At 45.8% G+C, this 19020-nt stretch carries 12 protein-coding genes; 3 read left to right on the top strand and 9 right to left on the bottom strand.

The features are described from left to right. Nucleotides 1–4 precede the first annotated feature (4 nt). The 5 genes from porV to D0T51_RS10225 form a co-directional block, all read right to left on the bottom strand. Nucleotides 5–1201 (bottom strand): type IX secretion system outer membrane channel protein PorV, encoded by a 1197-nt coding sequence (porV, locus tag D0T51_RS10245; RefSeq protein WP_163728928.1) that lies wholly within the window; start codon nucleotides 1199–1201, stop codon nucleotides 5–7. A 75-nt stretch (nucleotides 1202–1276) separates the two neighbouring features. Beyond that, a complete protein-coding gene (gene porU / locus D0T51_RS10240; protein WP_163728925.1) occupies nucleotides 1277–4690 on the bottom strand; it encodes a type IX secretion system sortase PorU in 3414 nt (1137 codons plus the stop codon). Between the two features lie 14 nt (nucleotides 4691–4704). Next, the gene (locus tag D0T51_RS10235; protein ID WP_163728922.1) at nucleotides 4705–5319 is read right to left on the bottom strand and encodes a fumarylacetoacetate hydrolase family protein; all 615 of its coding nucleotides are present in this window, start codon (nucleotides 5317–5319) and stop codon (nucleotides 4705–4707) included. 3 nt (nucleotides 5320–5322) lie between these two features. Next, on the bottom strand, nucleotides 5323–5973 hold the full coding sequence (locus tag D0T51_RS10230) for a redox-sensing transcriptional repressor Rex (RefSeq protein ID WP_163728920.1): 651 nt from the start codon (nucleotides 5971–5973) through the stop codon (nucleotides 5323–5325). 403 nt (nucleotides 5974–6376) lie between these two features. Beyond that, the gene (locus D0T51_RS10225; protein ID WP_163728918.1) at nucleotides 6377–8881 is read right to left on the bottom strand and encodes an outer membrane beta-barrel family protein; all 2505 of its coding nucleotides are present in this window, start codon (nucleotides 8879–8881) and stop codon (nucleotides 6377–6379) included. 172 nt (nucleotides 8882–9053) lie between these two features. Here D0T51_RS10225 and D0T51_RS10220 point away from each other — a divergent pair, with 172 nt between their 5' ends. Together D0T51_RS10220 and D0T51_RS10215 are read left to right on the top strand one after the other, a co-directional pair. Further along, the gene (locus tag D0T51_RS10220; RefSeq protein WP_163728914.1) at nucleotides 9054–9689 is read left to right on the top strand and encodes a SagB/ThcOx family dehydrogenase; all 636 of its coding nucleotides are present in this window, start codon (nucleotides 9054–9056) and stop codon (nucleotides 9687–9689) included. Beyond that, complete coding sequence (locus D0T51_RS10215; protein WP_163728911.1) at nucleotides 9686–10816, top strand: metallophosphoesterase; 1131 nt, start codon at nucleotides 9686–9688, stop codon at nucleotides 10814–10816. Before D0T51_RS10220 ends, D0T51_RS10215 begins: the two co-directional genes overlap by 4 nt. 16 nt (nucleotides 10817–10832) lie before the next feature. Here D0T51_RS10215 and D0T51_RS10210 read toward each other — a convergent pair whose 3' ends face one another. Both D0T51_RS10210 and D0T51_RS10205 read right to left on the bottom strand, forming a co-directional pair. Next, a complete protein-coding gene (locus tag D0T51_RS10210; RefSeq protein ID WP_163728908.1) occupies nucleotides 10833–11045 on the bottom strand; it encodes a hypothetical protein in 213 nt (70 codons plus the stop codon). Between the two features lie 49 nt (nucleotides 11046–11094). Next, nucleotides 11095–12909, bottom strand: a complete 1815-nt coding sequence (locus tag D0T51_RS10205; protein ID WP_163728905.1) for a hypothetical protein — start codon at nucleotides 12907–12909, stop codon at nucleotides 11095–11097. A 68-nt stretch (nucleotides 12910–12977) separates the two neighbouring features. On the opposite strand from D0T51_RS10205, the gene hflX reads away from it, so the two are divergent. Continuing rightward, complete coding sequence (gene hflX / locus D0T51_RS10200) at nucleotides 12978–14210, top strand: GTPase HflX (RefSeq protein ID WP_163728903.1); 1233 nt, start codon at nucleotides 12978–12980, stop codon at nucleotides 14208–14210. A gap of 64 nt (nucleotides 14211–14274) precedes the next feature. Here the strand turns inward: hflX and D0T51_RS10195 are convergent, their stop codons facing one another. Next, on the bottom strand, nucleotides 14275–16686 hold the full coding sequence (locus D0T51_RS10195) for a glycoside hydrolase family 2 TIM barrel-domain containing protein (protein WP_163728901.1): 2412 nt from the start codon (nucleotides 16684–16686) through the stop codon (nucleotides 14275–14277). After that, nucleotides 16686–19016, bottom strand: coding sequence for an alginate lyase family protein (locus D0T51_RS10190; RefSeq protein WP_163728898.1), 2331 nt, complete (start codon nucleotides 19014–19016; stop codon nucleotides 16686–16688). The genes D0T51_RS10195 and D0T51_RS10190 overlap by 1 nt, the downstream gene beginning before the upstream one ends. Between the last annotated feature and the right edge of the window lie 4 nt (nucleotides 19017–19020).

The following is a 19020-nucleotide window of genomic DNA, read 5'->3' as shown; positions in this document are numbered from 1 at the left end:
TGTTTTATCTGAATAAGTTCTTTAATCCGTCCATATCGAAGGATAAGGAGAAACGAAGGGTCTGGTCCAAGGGGTTACTTTGTACCGTACTGATCAGATAAGCTGCATCCAGTTGGAACACATTCATCCGGAACCCTGCTCCCAAAGAGAAATATTGACGGTTCCCCAGGTTCGGGTTCTCGTAGTAGTACCCACCACGCAGGAAGAACTGGTCGTTGTAGCTATATTCCGCTCCGAGTGAAAGCATGACTTCTTTCAATTCGCCGGAGAATCCATCCGGAGAATCCGTGAAAGATTTAAAGATACCGTTGATAGAGCCCATGCTGTTATAATCTTCGTAGGCTGTCTGGTATTCTTCATCTGTCATATCTTCTTTTATTGGGTGGCTGGGTACCAGGTATTTGCTTAAGTCCAGATAGAATCCCAATTTGTTGTAATCATCCAAAGGGAAGAGAATACCTGTACCAATGCGTAAGGTAGCAGGAAGGAACTGGTTCTTTTGACCTCCGTCATAGGATACCTTACTACCGATATTGGATATATTGAAACCATAACTCCATAAACTCTCGCTATTGCCTAGGATCACATATTTCTCCCCATATCCGGCAATGTCGGCAGCAAATGCATCTTCCGCCTGCAGATCATCCTGTGCGTCCGCACCTAGATCCGAACGGATGTAACGCAAGGCAACCCCCATGGAGAAGTTCTCAGACAGCTTGCGGCTGTAACTTACGTCGAGAGCCAGTTCATAAGGGCTGAGTGTCATCGTGCTATTCGGGTCGCCCAAGATCGCACTGCCTGTCACCTCTCCGAATGAGAAGTAACGCAAAGAGGCCCCTATCGCCTGTAAATCATTATCTCCAATCTTATAATAACCGGACAGATAAGCCAGTGCCACATCGTTTACCAACTTCCGCAACCAAGGCGTATAAGAAAGAGAAATACCAGCTTTGCTATACTGAAACGCGTGTTTCGCCGGGTTCCAGTATTGTGAGTTCACGTCCGGAGTCGTAGCAATCCCATTGTCCCCCATAGCTCCCCCGCGTGCATCCGGCGCAATGGATAATGAAGGTATCGCGGTACTGATAGGTGCAAATTTTGTTTTAAGATCCTCTTCCCCCCCTCCTTGTGCCTGTAAGGACATAAAAGGACTTACAAGACAAAGTATCAACAGGCATAAATTGAATCGAGAAAATTTCATACATATTCTAATTTTATTTGACAAAAGAAGGCGAATACAAGTTCGCCTCAACATATAAACAGATTTCCTTCTGCTTTATTGTGTAAGAATTATTAATTTATTTGCATCCGTAGCCTCTTTGGAATGGTCGGTACTGATGGCTGCCTTGTAGACATAAACTCCCGGCCGCAAGCGGGCACCCGAATTATCCTGCAGGTCCCAGGTGACGATATACGACTTAAACACTTCGGAGGATCCTTTCTCTTGCCACTGCCATACGCGACGGCCGGTCATGTCGTACACCCAGATGTTGACAGTCATATACGCTTCCGGCCGGTTATGGCGCAAGCTGAATTCTACCTGCTCCCGCGCCGGGTTGGGCGTGGCGGTTATCTCGGTGAGTTCGGGTTTGAGTCCCTCCACTACTTCAAAGGTGAATGTTTCTTTCGACGAGTTGTTATGAATATCCCAAAGGATAAATTCCGCCGTGTGCAGCCCCGGTTTCATTGCCGGTATCGGGAAGATAACCACGCCTTCCCCTTCTTTATCCACCACATTTTTATAATAACTGTTCAGGGTATATGTATAGGCAGGACTGCCGTCGATAATCAATACCACATCGTGTCCGATACTGCTTCCGCTGAGGTTGACGCCACTTTTATCCCATACATGGGCTACGAAGAGTGGGGTTGTATTAACCCGGTCTCCACTGATAAAGGTCGAGTCGTTCAGGTAATACGACCGTATCTCCGGTCCTTCTTTATCCTCTTCTGCACTTTCGGAAGTACCTCCCACCTTGAAGTTTTGGAAATTCCCTTGTGCCTCGATACCTGATTCTTCATCGCAGGCATATAGGTTCATCTTTCCAAAGTCGTTCGAGTAGGAGATGTCTTTGGGTACGGTAAAAGAGAAACTGAAACTACCATTCACCACCTTATCGTTTCCGATAAAGAGCGTGTTCGGGTAGTCTGTAAAAGAAAAGGTTCTGTCTTTCCGGTTATTATCCAATGTCTCCCGCTCTACTTTGCTGTCTAAGACCGTAGGAATAAGCGTGCCGTTGAAACCGGTCGCCCGGTTGCCGTTGCCATCCCATACTTCTCCCTCTATGGTTATTTTTTCCAACGCTTTGAAGGTGACTGCATCGTCGGAAACCGGAGAGCCGTTGACAGCCGTTACCTTCATCCGGTATTCGGGATAAGCCAATTTCATTGCCGGGTCACCGATAAGGATAAAGTTCAGGCGGTTACGTAAGCCTTCGCCTCCTCCGTATTTATAATTGTTTTTAGTCTCTTTCATCACTTCCCCCAGGGTCAGGCGCGTACCGTCTTCTCTTTTTTGGAACAAATGTGTAATCAATTCCTGGTTCAACGGACCATTGTATTCGGCAAATACCACGCGGGTCGTCGTAAACAGCCCAATGCCCCCGCTGTTTTTGTTGAGGAACACCTGTTCGCCGGCAGAGGTCGCTAATGCGTCAAAGCGGGTGAAATCGCAGGTGGCCGTTACCCACAAAGGCAAATGCGTATAGGTCGCTTGAGAGATATCGGTTTGTGTCAATATCTTCTCATCACTCCAGGACTGGGTATCGCCATGTCCGGTATAATTCATAAGCAACAATCCGCTTTTCAATAATTGTTGTATCCGGGTACGCACATCCGGATACGTTGTTTGTCCGGAGAAATCTTTTTTATAGGCATCAAAGTAGATCTTGTTTACCAGGAACTCCGGATGATTTCTTTCAATAATATTTTCCGCCAGATAATCCGCCTGTTCCATATGCAATGTCGTATATTCATCCGCGGAACTACCGTCATCGCCAATGAAACAGAGGTTGTTTTTCCAAGCTCCCATCTCTTTGTTGTCCATATAAGCGATGATCTTATCCACCGCTTGTCTGGCTTGTGTGACTGTCCGTATAGGGAGTCGGCCTATGCCTATTTCTTGCTTCCAATATTCTATGCCGCTTTTTTCATCATTGTTATCTCCCAGGAAACCGAAATAATCATCTGTTACATAGGAGCCTATATCCCAAGAGTTTACCGACTGGTAGGTCAATAGCATTTTCTGGTGGATCTCTCCTTCCGGATAAGTAGTTTTTATTTCGGAGGAGACACCGCGGTTGTCATACAAGCCGTCGCCAAAAAGAAGCAGATAGCGGGGCTTCTCCTCTTCGGTCGTCGCCCGGTCGTAAAACATCTTCATGAAACGGCGGTAGGCGGAGGCATCCGGTGTACCACTGGAAAACTCATTGTATATCATTTGGGGTTCAACCACTTCTACCGACAAACCGTCGCGTTCGCGATGGGCCTGAGCCAGTCTTTCGGCCTGTTCTTTGACCGTCGGCAAGGCGATGATGACCATGTCTGTTTGTGATAAACCATGTAGATCCTGACAGGGTACCTCTTCTGCCTGGGTCGGAACAGCGAAACTGTTATCGTTTGTCTGTACAATGACGAACTCCCGCAAAGGGCCTGCCGGAATTGTAAAGGATAATTCCGAACCGTTCAACTCCGTCTCCATCAGTTTCGGATGGATGGCATCCGTCACGTCCCAGATAAGTGTATTTGCCTGGGCTCCCTGTATCAGGAAGCGGCTTACATTATTCACAGAGGCCAGGCTGCGGAAAAAGGTATAGGCTCCGTAAGGTTTCAAGGTTCTCTTTACCTGCATACGGATATAATCCAGGTAGGTATTCTTATGCGAAGGCACGGAATAAGAGACGTTTACTTTTACACTTTCCGTCTTTTCCCCTTTCCAGGTGCCTGTTTTGTCCAGCGGCATTGCCTTCGTATAGGAGGAACTGTCATTGATATACGTAACCAGGGTAATTACTTCCTCTGTACCTATTTTCAAGATCGCTTCTCCGGCAGAAGTGGCTCTGGAGAGAAAGCGCATAGTCACTTTGCCCTCTTCCTGGGTGATGCCGGGAAACGAGAAGGGGAAGGTCTGCGCCAAGGTGCTTCCTTCGAAAGATTCTCCATAAAGCTCCCGCCCCGATTTATTGATAGATACCCAGTCGCGTTCGTGTACCTTATAGTCATCAAAGTTTGTGATCTGTAAAGAGGCTCCCGAAACATTGGCTGTTGTTTCCATTTCCCCGGGTGTTGAACTATCCGTAAGGAAATAATATCCCGAGGTAGCATACGGGTTGTTGGTGTGGACAAAGAGGCCGTCCACGCATTCCCACTTCGTCGTGCCTTTCCCGTAGAACAACAGATAATCTGCTCCCCGCCATACATCTATGGCAGGCAGATCGTCTATATAGGGTTTCTTGAAGTTTTCATCCAATGGCCAGCCACCGTATCCGTGAACAGACACCTTTTCGGGGTTTGGGAATCCCCATTTCTTCAAATCGCTATACGATAGTTTGTAGATGCCCGTTTCGCTTACCTCTATTTTCACCCATTTGCCTTCGGCCAGAGCGGATTTTGAGGCATACTGACTGCCGTCAGCCCAGGATAAAAAGGGTATACAAATACTGATGCATACAATATAAATAAATCGTAACATATTAATGTCTCATCTTATTTCACATAAAAATCCAATAACTTTCTTTCTCCCAGATAGCCTGTCAGGTGATCGTTTATCTGGACCGGTCCTACGCCTGCCGGAGTGCCTGTATAAATCAGGTCGCCTATCTTTAAGGTAAAGAAACGACTGATATAGGCTATCAATGAGTCGACAGGGAATAACATATCCTTTGTATTGCCTTCCTGCACCTTCTCTCCGTTGATGTCCAGATGAAAAGCCAGCGCGTTTATGTCTCCCATTTCCTGTAGGGGGACAAAGGTTCCCACTACCGCCGAATGGTCGAACGCTTTGCTTCGCTCCCAAGGCAAACCCTGGGCGCGCAAGTGGCGTTGCAGATCCCGTGCCGTAAAGTCGATACCGACACTTACTTCTTCGTAATAGCGGTGTGCAAACCGTTCGGCAATGTTCTTCCCCAACCGGCTTATCTTGACCACCAGTTCCGTTTCATATTCTATCTCGGAGGAAAAGTCGGGAATAAAAAAAGGTTTCCCGTCTTTCAACAAAGACGAATCGGCCTTCATAAAGAGAGTAGGCTCTGTTAATTCTAACGAATGATGCATCTCTTTATTGTGAGCTGCATAGTTCATTCCTACGGCAATAATTTTCATTTCTTAGTGATTGAGTGAGTTTAGCCGGTTGTACATAACGGCTAAATGGGCATACATAGATGTATTTTGTACGACAATATGTTCCGGCACGCGGATGCGGAAAGGGGTGAAGTTCCAGAGGGCCTTGATGCCTCCGGCTATCACCTGGTCGGTGATCTCCTGCGCATTCTCTACGGGAACGGTTAGGATCCCGATCGTTGCCTTGTATTCTTTTTGTTTTTGTGGAAACTCGCTTATGTGAAAAACGGGAATGCCATTGATGTCTTTGCCGGTCAGCTCTTTCCGTATATCAAACCCGGCTATGATCTCCACCCCATATTGGTTCAATCCCGAGTCTTGCAAAAGGGCGCCTCCCAGGCTACCAACGCCAAAGATAAAAGCTTTGTGCTGGGCGGTGAAACCGAGAAAATCTTCCAATACGGCAATCAAGGCATCGATATCATACCCTACCCGTGTCTTCCCGGATATATTGATATAGGAGAGGTCTTTGGCTACCTGGCTGGCGTCTACATTGATCTCTTTGGCCACCTGGGTGGACGAGACAAAGGTTTCCCCGCGACCTTTCAACAATTTGACAAAGGCCAAATACCATGGCAACCGCCTTAGTGTGGGTTCCGGAACTTTCCAGTTCTGTTTCATCTCATCATTCGCCATGCTGTCCATCCGTTTCCTATACTAAGATATTCATATATGAATTACAAAATTACATTTTTTTTTCGGCATATCCGCAATTTCTCTTTTTTTATCCTGTTTACCCCTTCCTGCAAGGGGAGGGGGCCTTTCCCTCTGAAGAGAAAAACGCTGGATAATAGAATTGCCGATATATGTCGACATTTGTGCCGATATATATCGGCAATTGTGTCGACAATTGTCAGCACTTGTGTCGACATATATCGGCATTTTTATTCTCCCGCAGAAAAAGGACGAATCCGTATCGGTCTTTTTCATTTCTTATGTTTGGGAATAGGCAAAAAAGAAACCCAAAGGCACTTCGCTTGTACCTTTGGGTTTCTTGAAAGAATCAGACTTTGTATCTGTCTGTAAGGTTGTTTTATTCTTATTGACCGCCACCTTCCTGGCCGCCGCCACCGCCACCGCTTTCGCCGGCTTTCACGTCGTCGTTGTTGATGCCTCGTCTTACTTTCTTTATCTGTTCTTTCATGGAACCGAATTTGTAAGAAACACTGATGCCAAAGGAACGTGCCGTCCAGTGGCTTACACTGCGCATATTGAATGTGGGGTCTGTCGTGGTGGTCTTATATTCCATCGTTTTCCAGAAAGGACTTTGGGCACTTAAAGAGACTGTCAGTTTTTTCTTCAGGAAATCTTTGTTGACAGAGAAGGACATGAAATACTGGGAAGATCCTTTTCCTTGCAACTGAATATAAGGGGCGAAATAGCCTCCGTTGAGATTCAGACGGATGTCATAAGGCAAGGTGTATCTGGCTCCTGCGAACCCATGACCATTCACGCCATTGTTGGACATGCCTCTATTGCCTCCGTCCATATCGACGTAATTGACACCTCCGTTGATATAAATATTAAATTTAGGGTTGGGTGTCCAACTGGCATAGAGATATCCCCCTACCTGGTGTCTTTTTCCGATATTGTCATACGTAGAGACGGACACATCGGGTTTTCCCGGCGTTTCGTTCGGTTGCAGGAAAGTATAGCGTTGGATTGAATTGTTCACAAAAGAATAATTGACACTTGCGTTTAAATTAAACTTCTGAGAGAAAGAGCTGAAATTGAAATTGATATTATGGCTTTTCTCTGAATCCAGGTCCGGGTTACCATAACTGATATTTTCCGGGTCGACATCATTCACATAGGGGTTCAGGTACCAGATACCCGGACGGTGAATACGCATATTATAACCCAGTCGTATTTGTTTGGCCATACTTAACTGATAAGAGACAGTCGCATTCGGTACGACATCAAAATAGCTTACATCAAAGTTTTGAGCCGGTTCTTTTTTGAACTTCACATCCAAAGAGGTTCCTTCTGCACGGACACCCCCTTTTAAGCCAAACTTATTGATACGCATGGAATAACCGGCATATCCGGAATAGATATGTTGGGTATGTTTAAAGTTGCTGTTTGTTGCCGGTATCTCGTTCCACAGATGGGTGTCTTCGTCAAACCAGGTACGCATAGCTTCACTCTTGCTTTGTCTCATGATGTATTTTACGCCCGCTTCGAGGGTATGTCCTTTCCGTATCGGCGTGGTATAATCAAACTGGCCGGTATGTTCTCTGGTAGAAGCATCGTTGATGTTATGCTGTGGATAAGGGGTGAACGGTACATAATTTTGCACATTGAAAATGTCTGTATTGCTTTCACTGTCGTTCGGCGAGTCGTTGAAACGATAAGAGAGCGTGATTAACTCGTCTTTTTTCCGTGTAGACCGTTGATAGTCGACATTCAGACTTTTCGAACCAAAGGTAGAAGTCGTTTTCGAATGGCGATCGTAACTGTAGATATGTTTTTGATCCTTATCCAGCATAACGACTCCGAGTTCGGAGTAACTCTTGGAATCGCCCTGGAATAGATTTCCCCCGATGCTCAAGAGATTGAGTGTATCTATTTCATAACTGATCTCTATATTTCCATGTTGGAAAGGTCCTTTGTTCTTGCTTCTTCCCGTTTGATTCAGGAACGTATTGCCGTCTTCGCGTATGTTTTCACGCATAGATTCCGAGTCGTTCCAGGGAGAGTCTCTGTGTGAATAGTTAAAGTTACCTGTCAATCCTACTTTTCCCACTTTGGCTGTCAGGTAAGCTCCTCCGCCCATATACCCTAAGGTGTTCGCATTCGCACGGACAGAACCGCTGAATCCTTGCAGGCTGTTGGTTTTTGTAATGATGTTGATAATACCACCGATCCCTTCGGCATCGTATTTTGCACCCGGATCCGTGATGACTTCGATGTTTTTGATGGAGCTGGCAGGCATGCTCTTTAATACGTCGGAAGGGTTGTTGCTTAACAGGTTAGAAGGTTTTCCGTTCATGTGGATAACGAAGTTGGTCGAACCTTTCAACTGGATCTTGTCTTCCCCGTCCACCGTGATCATCGGCACCTTACGCAGCATCTCCAATGTATTATTGGTGATCGACTCCGGGTCGTCTTCCAGGTTATAAGAGATCTTATCGATATCTACCTTCACCAAGGGTTTCTGGGCGGTGACAGTGACCTGGCCTAAGTTTTGTGTATCATCGGCCATCATCAGTTTACCCAGATCTACTTTTTTATTCGTTTCCGCCAGGGTAAAGCTTTTTTGTGCAGGAGCTTTCCCGAGTGATTGCATAAAAATGAGGTATTTACCCGGTGCATTTAATGTTGTTTCAAATTTACCATCCTCGTCGCAAGCCAATCTTTTGATAGATTTTTGAGGGGCATTTTCCATTACGATGTTCAGCGTAGCATAAGGTACGCTTTCATTTTCCAGTGAATCAATCACTTGTCCTTTGATTGAAAAGGACGACACATTGTTGTTTGTCTGCGCATAAGAAGAGAAGGCACAACACAATACTAGAAGTAAAGTCAGCAGTTTCTGTTTCATCGAGTCTATTAGATAATATTAGTTTTACGAAATGCTCGTAAGCCGCAAAAGTAGTTGATTCTATCTGAATTTAAATAAATGGATTTTTAAATAAGTATAAAAAATGTATCAGTCCCTTTGAAAAGCAAGCAATTCCTCTACTTTTGTATAATATAATATAAATCATTCCCCTATGAAACGCATCCTTTCTATTTTTATTGCATTATTTATTGTTGCAGCTCTTGAAGCTCAAGAGTTGAAGGTGATTAAACTAAATGCTCCCAATAAAGAACGGGGAAGTCGTGTGATGAAAGCATTCGACCAACGTCATTCGGAGCGTTCCTATGCCTCCAAGCCCTTGGATCCGCAGGATTTATCGGACTTATTATGGGCGGCAAACGGAATAAACCGTGCGGATGGGAAACGCACGGCCCCTTCATGCCGGGATTTCAGGGATGTGAAAGTGTATGTCATTCTTCCCGAAGGAGCTTTTTTGTACAATGCCGAGCAGCATGCCTTGGATCCTGTGGCTGCCGGAGATCATCGGGCTATTGTGGCCGGCGGACAGGCCTTTGTAACTTCCGCACCGCTTAGCCTGGTATTGGTATCAGACCTCACCTTGTTTGGCGGAACGATCCATGAAGGTACCAAGTTGATGGCTTCGGTGGATGTGGGTATTGTGTGTCAGAATATTAATATAGCCTGTGCCGGCCTGGGATTGGCTACCGTACCCCGGGGGTCAATGGATCAGGCTGCTTTAAAAGAGATTCTGCAATTGAAAGATACCGATCTGTTGTTAATGAATAATCCGGTGGGATATCCGAAATGAAAGTATTCCTTCAGTCTATCTTGGGGCAATTTCTCCTGACACCCTTTATCTGTTGGCGTGGGTATCAGGCTCTTCCTGCAAAGAAAAGTTGGCGGATACCTTATCTTTTGTTTTTTGTCATTGAATTATGTCTTTTTCTGACAGGGTTCTTCTTTCACGAGGTATTGCCCGACAAGGTGTTTATAGGCATTATGTATGTTTGCAATACCTGGTATATTGCTTCCTTGTATCTGACGATGGCTCTTGGGCTGTTGGAGTTGTTGCGTTTTACGCATCGTTTATATCCCTGGTTTCCGCGTTGGGTAACCACCCATTGGGATCTTACCAAAAGATTGTTCTTTGTCTTTATTACCTGCGGTGTTCTCTTGCTGATGATACAGGCGTATCACCGGGTGATGAATCCTTGCATCACCCATGTACATATCACGCTTCCTAAAAAGGGGGTGGGGGTAGACAGTCTCACCGTTGTGATGATGAGCGATTTGCATATAGGGGAGGTCATTGGCAAAAAGATGGTGCAGAAATATGTACGTATGAGTAATGCCTTATATCCCGACATGGTCGTATTGGTCGGGGATATCATGGATTATGAGTCGCGATTTGCCGAACAGGCACATATAGAAGAAGACCTGCAGCAGTTGGAGGCTCCCCTGGGTACGTATATCGTTTATGGAAACCATGAATACCGGGCAAACCGGCATGCGAAAAAGCGTTGGTTGGAAAAGACCGGGGCTACTTTATTGGTCGACTCAGTAGTTATGCCCGACTCCCTGTTTTATCTTATCGGGCGGGATGATTATATCAATAAGAAGCGCAAGCCTTTGCAGGCATTGATGAAAGGGATAGATCCGTCTAAGCCGGTTCTTGTATTGGATCACCAACCCTGGGCTTTTGCGGAGATGGCGATGAACCGGATCGATCTCGGATTACATGGGCATACGCATTATGGGCAGTTGTGGCCTTATCCTTTATTGATGAGGTTTGTTTATGAACAACCTTATGGATATCTTCGCAAAGGAGACAGTCAGTTCTATGTTTCTTCGGGCATTGGCATAGCCGGTCCTCCTTACAGGGTGGGCACGGTTTCCGAATTGGTTGTTCTACATATCCGGTTTTCAGACGTCTGAGAGCCTTATACTGACTTTATAACTCTTCCTTTTCGTTTCTTTTGTTTCTCATTTTCATGCGTTTGATTTGTAAGAAACGCAAGAGAAGGATAATAACTACGGTGGCACCAATCATACAGAAATACTCGGTATAACTCAAAGGCGTCTTTGCCCGTCCCGGCCAACCCAATACACTCATAATAATCAAATAGGCCAATAAGGCGAAACTTGTCAGATTGATCTTTTTCATATGTGTCTTTTTATCAATACAGGACAAAGGTATTATCTTTCAAGGATATTCATTGGCTCCAAACGCATTTGTGTTGTGCCTGATAGGGATTGGCCTGAATCGATACGATGTACAAGCCGGAGAGGGAGGGGAGGCGGAGGCTGGAGCTGCCCTTCCCGATCTCTTTTTGCCATATGTTTTGGCCTTTATAGTTCAGGATAGAAACACAACCCCGGGCCGGCATATTCTCCAGGTAGAGCCTGTCGCCTTTGATGTAACTGTTCATGTCTTTAGAGAAAGGGGGATATGCCGATGAAACCGGCGATTTTGAAGAAAAAGGCTCTGTCATCTCTGTTGGTAAAGGCGTAGATACGTTGATCCTCCTTCCACTTTTCACCGGGGGAGATGTTTGCACGAATAACTCCGTCTCTCTTTGAACTTTTATAAAAAAGGCGGAAAAGGGGGGGAGTATATAATCGCTATGCAAAGCATAAGGGGTAAAGCCGTTTTTTTCGTAAACATAAATATATCCGTCTGTATCACCTGTCTGTTCGATGTGGGAAAGAGGCAGAGGGGCCGGCAAGGGATTGCCGCAAAGAACCCAACCGTGATGTTGCTCCTGATTCTCTTTTGTCTTTTCAGTAACCGATAGCGAAAGGACTGCCTTGCGGGCAAAGTCGAGGGGGATATCTCCGTTGGCAGAAGAGAAATAGAGCGTTTGACTTTTCGCTTTCTTGTCCAGGGCGATCAGATAACCTTTGTTTTTTTCAAACACAGGTCGGTTGCTCTTCAATATATCCGATGAAACGACTTGCCAGTTGCCGCTTGCTTCATTCTTTATAGCCCGTTTCTCTCCATCGTATGTCTGCAAATAGAAGTAATTGCCTTCTCCTTTGAAGGTCTGATCTTTCAGTTGGAAGTTCACATCAAGCCCATTCTTATACACATCAAAAGGGAAAGAGATAAAATACCATTTTCCCTTTTCCGGGAACGTTTGGTAGACAATACATTTATTCAGATGTATATCACCGGAGGAATAAAGGGCCGGATCTGCGGGGTGAAACAAAAGCGTTTGTGCAGACAAAGACTGGCCTTCGTTTATATGAATGGAACCGTTGCCCAGGTTTATACGGGCACAGGAGGTAGGCCGGTCTATATAGACATCACCATTGATCAGGGCACGGCGCTGACGCAAGGCCGGGGCATGGCTCCAGAGGTTGCCTTCGTGCCAATGGCCCTTTTGGGTAAACAGGGAATGTATTTTGGTTGCCCCAAGTGCTGCTACGCTGTCAATCGCATAAAAGCCCTGCTGGCTTTCATGGGTTGCCGTCTCCACCCATAAAGTTAAATTCCGGGGATTGTTCAGAATAAGTATTTTGGAGGCGTTAGGGGACGCACTTTTGTCTTTCTTCTGCGTGAAGGAGGCAGAATAATTGTCTGGCGGTGTTAACCAGAGATAATTATTTAAGGAGGTCTCTCCTCTGTCGGTATTCAATAGAAGGTTCTCTCCGGTCATCAGTCTCCAGGCGGCGTATTTTACATGTATCTTTATATTGTCGTATCCTTTATGTTCTATAGTATCCATGTAGAGGTAACTGCCGGGAGTCAACATGATTGATTGCCCATCCGAAGAATCAAGGATGCCTTCTTCCCGTGGATCGAACAAAGGCGTATTTCCTGTTGTCTGGTATGCCCAATTATCCGATAAAGCCTGGTTGAAGGTCTGGAGCCTAAACGTATCCGTGAGGGAGTCATTCTCTTTTCCTGTTACGAATTTCTGCCAAGAGGAAGGATCTACTCCTTGAGAATGAAGGGTTATACAAAAGAGAAAAGAAAAACAAAAGGGGAGTAAACGACTCACCCAAAGGGATGTATTCGCGTTCATAGTCAGGTTTTTTACGGTTTCTGATTCTACAAATATACAAAATAATTGAAATACGCTATCTTTGCTCCATGAAAGACTTTATTATCTCTGAGACACAAACAGAAAAGGCGGTTCTCATCGGATTGGTAACCCCGTCGCAAAACGAACAACATATAAAAGAATATTTGGATGAATTGGCTTTTTTAGCCGAGACAGCCGGTATGGAAGCGATCAAACGCTTTACCCAGAAACTGGATCATCCGCATCCGGTAACCTTTGTCGGTTCCGGCAAACTGCAGGAAATCAAAGAATATGTGGTGGAGAATGAGGTAGGGTTGGCTATTTTTGATGACGAACTCTCTCCCAAACAATTACGCAATATAGAGAAAGAATTGCAGGTAAGGATAATGGACCGTACCAGTCTGATCCTTGAGATATTTGCCCTTCGTGCACAAACAGCGCATGCTAAAACCCAGGTCGAACTGGCACAATACAACTATATGTTACCCCGTCTGACCCGTTTGTGGACTCACCTGGAACGGCAACGCGGAGGGGGAGCGATGATGCGGGGACCGGGTGAAACTCAGTTGGAGACCGACCGGCGTATCATCCAGGACAAGATTGCCAAGTTGAAACAGGATCTCGTCGATATCGACAAGCAGAAAAGCGTGCAACGCAAAAACCGGGGAAAGATGGTGCGTGTGGCCCTTGTTGGGTATACGAATGTGGGAAAGTCGACTGTGATGAACCTGTTAAGCAAAAGTGAAGTATTTGCTGAGAACAAATTGTTTGCCACCCTGGATACTACGGTGCGGAAAGTGATTGTTGAAAACCTGCCTTTCCTGCTCTCCGACACTGTCGGTTTTATTCGCAAACTGCCGACGGAGTTGGTGGAGTCTTTTAAATCTACCTTGGACGAGGTACGGGAGGCCGACCTCTTGGTGCATGTGGTCGACATCTCTCATCCTGCTTTTGAAGAACAGATAACGATCGTGAATAAAACACTGGCGGAGATCGATGAAACGGAGAAACCGATGATTATGATCTTTAACAAGATCGATGCCTTTACCTTTGTGCCGAAAGACGAAGACGACCTGACACCGCGTACCCGGGAGAATATTAGTCTGGACGAACTCAAGCAAACCTGGATGAATAAACTTCCCGAAAACACAATCTTTATCTCCGCCCGCGAACGTACGAATATAGAAGCTCTTAAAAGTCTTTTGTATGAGCGGGTCAAACAAATCCATATTACACGTTTCCCTTATAACGACTTCCTTTTCCAGCAGTATGATGAAGAAGAATACGAAGGAGGATTATAAATAAAAAAATCTCCGGCAAGAAATATTTGTTTCCTGCCGGAGATTCTTTTACATACGTATGCTTCTATTCTATAGAAAGGAAAATAGATGGCAGTTTATCCGATTTGACGGCAACCACGCATTTGCCTTTTCGTTCCAGTTTAATACAGGCCCTTCCGTTGTAACTTTGCACACGGTATGAGCCGGTAGAGGTTCCTTGGTTTTGTATGAGCTTGCCATCACCGGCCAAACTGAATTCGATGTATTGACGCGAGTCGAGACAACGCACTCCTGCTGCATCTTTTAATTCGGCCTGGATCCATACCTGGTCATTCTCCAAGGGGGTAGCAGTCAGACTGATCTCTGCCTCTTTGCCCCATTTCTGCGTTTGATATGTTTGTTTGATCTCATCAATAATAAGTGAGTTCTTCTTGTCAGAACCTATTGCCCGTATGGTATTCTCTCCCTCTATCAATGGAACATACCAATGGAAACCGGCAGCCGGGAAATCCTGACTGTCTCTCTTTTTCTTTCCTTGGGAGACGCCGTTGACGAATAGTTCCACCTCCGGACAGTTGGAGTATACCAGAATCTCTTTTTTCTCCTCTTTTTCACCCCAACGTACTGGCCAGGTATGACCGTATATGTGGACCATTGGCTCTTTGGACCAATAAGATTGGAATACATAATAACTCTCTTTTGGTGTCTGGTCGCGTTCGACAACTCCTTTTTGATTCACATAAGGAACCGGGTTTTCCGGGCGGAGAGGGGTTGAGAAATCCTTAAATGTCCAGAAAGCAGAACCTGTCAACAGGGGCATTTTCTCTTGTTCTTTCAGGTGCCAATCGAAGAGACGGATGATATAGGATTCAGACCAGTCCCCTTTGGTTGCCGCATTGCTGACATGAGCAAAGTCGCCTTCCATATGCCGACGGGCATGGCTGTCGCCTCCCCATTCCGCATGAAAGAAGCGGGTCGTACCCTGGATTCCCTTTTCGCTCATTTCTGCATAATCTCTGAACGCCCGACTGTACCAGCCGGCCCATATACTGGGTGAATAGACGTCGATGATATCTTTGCAGAATTCACACCGCCGTATAGCAGTCAGGCGACTGTTATCTAACTGATGCGAGAGGTCGTGCAACTCTTTCATAAAGGCTCGGATCGCCTGTTGGTCGAATGTGTTGAAATCTCCCGGCCAGTCATTCTCGTTCCCCATTCCCCAAAGAATCACGGAAGGATGGTTGTGATGCTGCTCAACCATATTTGTTAACATCCGGCGTGCCTGTTCTTTATACGATTCTCCTCCCAATCCACCGCGGCACCAGGGTATCTCTTCCCAAACCAGGATACCCAATTGGTCGCAGAGGCGTAGGATTATGTCCGATTGCTGATAATGGCCTAAGCGTATGAAGTTGGCCCCCATTTTCTTTATGAGCTGCATCTCCTGCACCATCAACTCCTCCGTAAGCGCAGCGGCCAGGCCTGCATGGTCTTCGTGACGGTGTGTTCCTTTGAGTAAGACTCTTCTTCCATTCAAAAAGAAAGGTCCTTTCTCTTTGAACTCAAAATGCCTGAAACCAAATTGTTCTTTTGCCTGTATCGACTGGCCGTCGACACCGAGCGTCAGTTCGCAGGTATAGAGTTGCGGATTCTCCACGTCCCATAACCCAGGTTTCTTCAATGAGATACGCACCAGCTCGGTATCGCGCAGCCAAGGTTGAGAGAGTGTCTGTGTGTAGACTTCTTTCCCTTGGGGATCTTTGATGCGAATGGACAAAGGCAAGGCTGTCTCTTTCTTTTCCGGGTTATAAAAAGAAGTATGGATAAGTAATTGACCGTTTTTCCCTTTCTCATCGGTATGGGCTTCTATCCGGATCCGATCGAAGGATATTTCGGGAACATATACCAGATTCACATACCTGTAAAGTCCACCATATACATTGAAATCGGACATGTCGGAAGGAATGATTTCCGTGTCCCGGCTGTTGTCACAACGAACGGCAACGGGTATTTTCCCTTTGAATTGCTTCTGACATACTTCCGTCTGGCGGAAGGCTTCAACTGCCTCCGTAATATCCACTTTCCAACCATCGTATCCTCCTGTATGTTCTCCCACTTTTGTGGTGTATACATAGACCTCTGTCCGTTGTCCGGCACCTTCAAACTCCAACAGGATACGTCCGTTTGTATAAGGATTGTCTATGGAGAGTGCGGTTTTATACCATCCCGGTCCCTGGTAGTAGTTCACATCCGGGTCCACAGCGTCTTCGGCATTGAAGCAGTGAGGAAGGGTTACCGGGGTCCACAGAGGCACAAATTCCGGTTTTCCGGGTTGTGCAGGGCGCATAACCTCCCATACACTTCCCATGTCTCCCCGGATATATTGCCACCCGTCATTTAAACGGGTTTTATTTGTGGAAGGAACAACGATGGCCTGTAGGGAGAGGAGACTGCAATACAGGCATACGAAGAAAACTATTACTGTCTTTTTCATCATTTTTTATAATTCGTGATGCCGGCCTTCCGCAGAAGTGCCTCCAAATAATAATAATCCGCATATGAAATAGGTGCATCTATCTCATCCTTTTTAGGGTAGTTACCTGTTGAATGCAAGAGGAGGAATCCTTGCGTCGTACCAGGCTCAGCCTGATAGTGCGTGGTCAGATTATGTACAAGGGTATCCGCTAATTCTTTGTAATGCGTACTTTTTTGCGTGGAGGTATATCCGGCTAACTCATAAAGGGCAGAGGCCATCAACGCGGCAGCGGAAGCATCCCGCGGTGCGTTGGGAATAGCCGGGTCTTTCATGTCCCAATAAGCGATCAGGTCTTCCGGCATATTGAACTGACTGAAGAAGAAATCGGCGATCTTCTCTGCTTGTGCCAGATAAGCAGGGTCTTTGGTGAAGCGATAACACATGGTAAATCCATACAAGCCCCATCCTTGCCCACGGCTCCATACCGACTCATGGTGAATACCCTGATGGGTATGTTTTGCCAGCACTTCTCCTGTCTCTGGATCATAATCGATGACATGGTAAGAAGAATAGTCGGGCCGGAAATGATTTTTCAATGTCGTATTCGCATGATTGATGGCCACTTCTTTGTAGACCGGATTTCCAGTTTCTTCCGAAGCCCAGAAAAGCATCTCCAGGTTCAGCATATTATCAATGATAACAGGGTATTTCCAGTCTCTGCTCCAGTCCCAGGAACGGATGGCTTTTACCTTCTCGCTGTAACGGGTAATTAAAGAATTGGCAGCCTGTAATACAACATCTTTATACGATTTCTCACCGGTCAACCGATACGCTTGTCCGAAAGAGTTGAAAATGACGAATCCCAGGTCGTGTGTACCTTTGAATCGTTTCATCTCTTCTATCGGCCAGGTATAACTGATGGCTTCCTGACGCCAGTAATTGTCGTTTGTATAAGCATATGTATGCCAGAGTGAACCGGGGAAGAAACCTGAGCACCAGTCCCGCGGAGCTACAAGGCGCAGGCTTCCGTCTTTCTCAACGGTTCGTGGACTTACCAACCTTTTGTTGGGGTTTTCTTTTTTGGCCTGATCCACACATTGGAAGGCGTAATTCAATTGAGTGGTAACAAAAGCGAAAGCATTGTCTACCTCATCGGCTTTTAGGTATAAGAGATGAAACCGGTCTTTCCAGTTGACAACGCGGTTCTCACGATATACCTGCAGATAATCGGTGCGGGCAGGGTTTAAGAGATACGTTTTATAGATGTCTTTACCCAATTCACTTTGTTTATATTCCCATTCGCTGATTTGTTGATAAGGCCATGCAGATACTTCTTTACCCAAATAAGGCACGAGGAAATCAAGCGCTTTATAGAAGTTACGTCCATCTGCGGAGGTGGCATTATCTAGGGAGATGCCTATTTTTTGTGCCATCAGAAAGATGTCAATCATATGACTGACATTGTATTCAGAATAGCCAAAGGCAAGCGTTCTTCTCAATTCATACGGTTGTTTTCCGTCCGGTTCAATTTGTTTGAATATGCGTTTTTCCGGGAATTCATTGATGATTCGTTCGGCTACGGCTTTGTTTCCTGCATACAAGGCGAAAGCAATGGCTTGTGCGTCGTGAGCCACACTGTGATTATTCTTCTGCCGGCTTTCTTCTTGTCCCTGTTCGCTGGTCAGTATCCAGTTTAACAGTTTGCCAAACCATTCTTTGAGTTGTTTGGAGTCTTTTGTTGTAAAGGATTTTGATTTTTCCAGTAGTTGAACGGCGTCCAGCATCTCTACGAAAGAGTAGGTGTCGATCACCCCGTAACAACGTCCTTTACCTTCATTATGCCCCGGTATCATTTGTGCATAGTTCAGATTCGGATTCATCCGTGTGTCTTTATGAAAGAACCAGACACGGATAAGTTCCGTTGCTTTCTGGGCATATTTCTCTTCTCCGCTGAAATACCAGGCGAGTGCTAAGGTAGTCACACTGTTGGCCATCTGTCCTAAGCGTACCCGGTCCAGTTTTTCCAATTCGGGATTAGACTCCCCATCGCGGACAATATAAGGCAGGCCGTCTTGTTTGGTGGGATCAGGCCAGTAATAGCGTGCCTGGCTCATATAATCATGTTTGTCTCCGCTGGCCGGAGTTTTCTCTTTCATCATAACCGAAAGAGCAGGTTTGTTTAGTTCTTTGCCGGCATCGTTCAGTAATTGTTCGTAGGCAAGGGAATAAGCCGGTTTGTCAAGTGAGGCTTTTACTTCTTGAAGATGTGTCGGGCTCCAGATTGTTTGCGCGCACACACCGAGTGCAAAAAAAAGGAGTGTAGAGAGAATAAGCGTTTTCTTTTTCATGAAA

The sequence above is a fragment of the Parabacteroides sp. 52 genome, from assembly GCF_010500925.1.
Classification (GTDB): domain Bacteria; phylum Bacteroidota; class Bacteroidia; order Bacteroidales; family Tannerellaceae; genus QVMG01.
The sequence above is the reverse complement of the archived record's forward strand: the minus strand, read 5'-3'. Positions and strand labels throughout refer to the sequence as shown.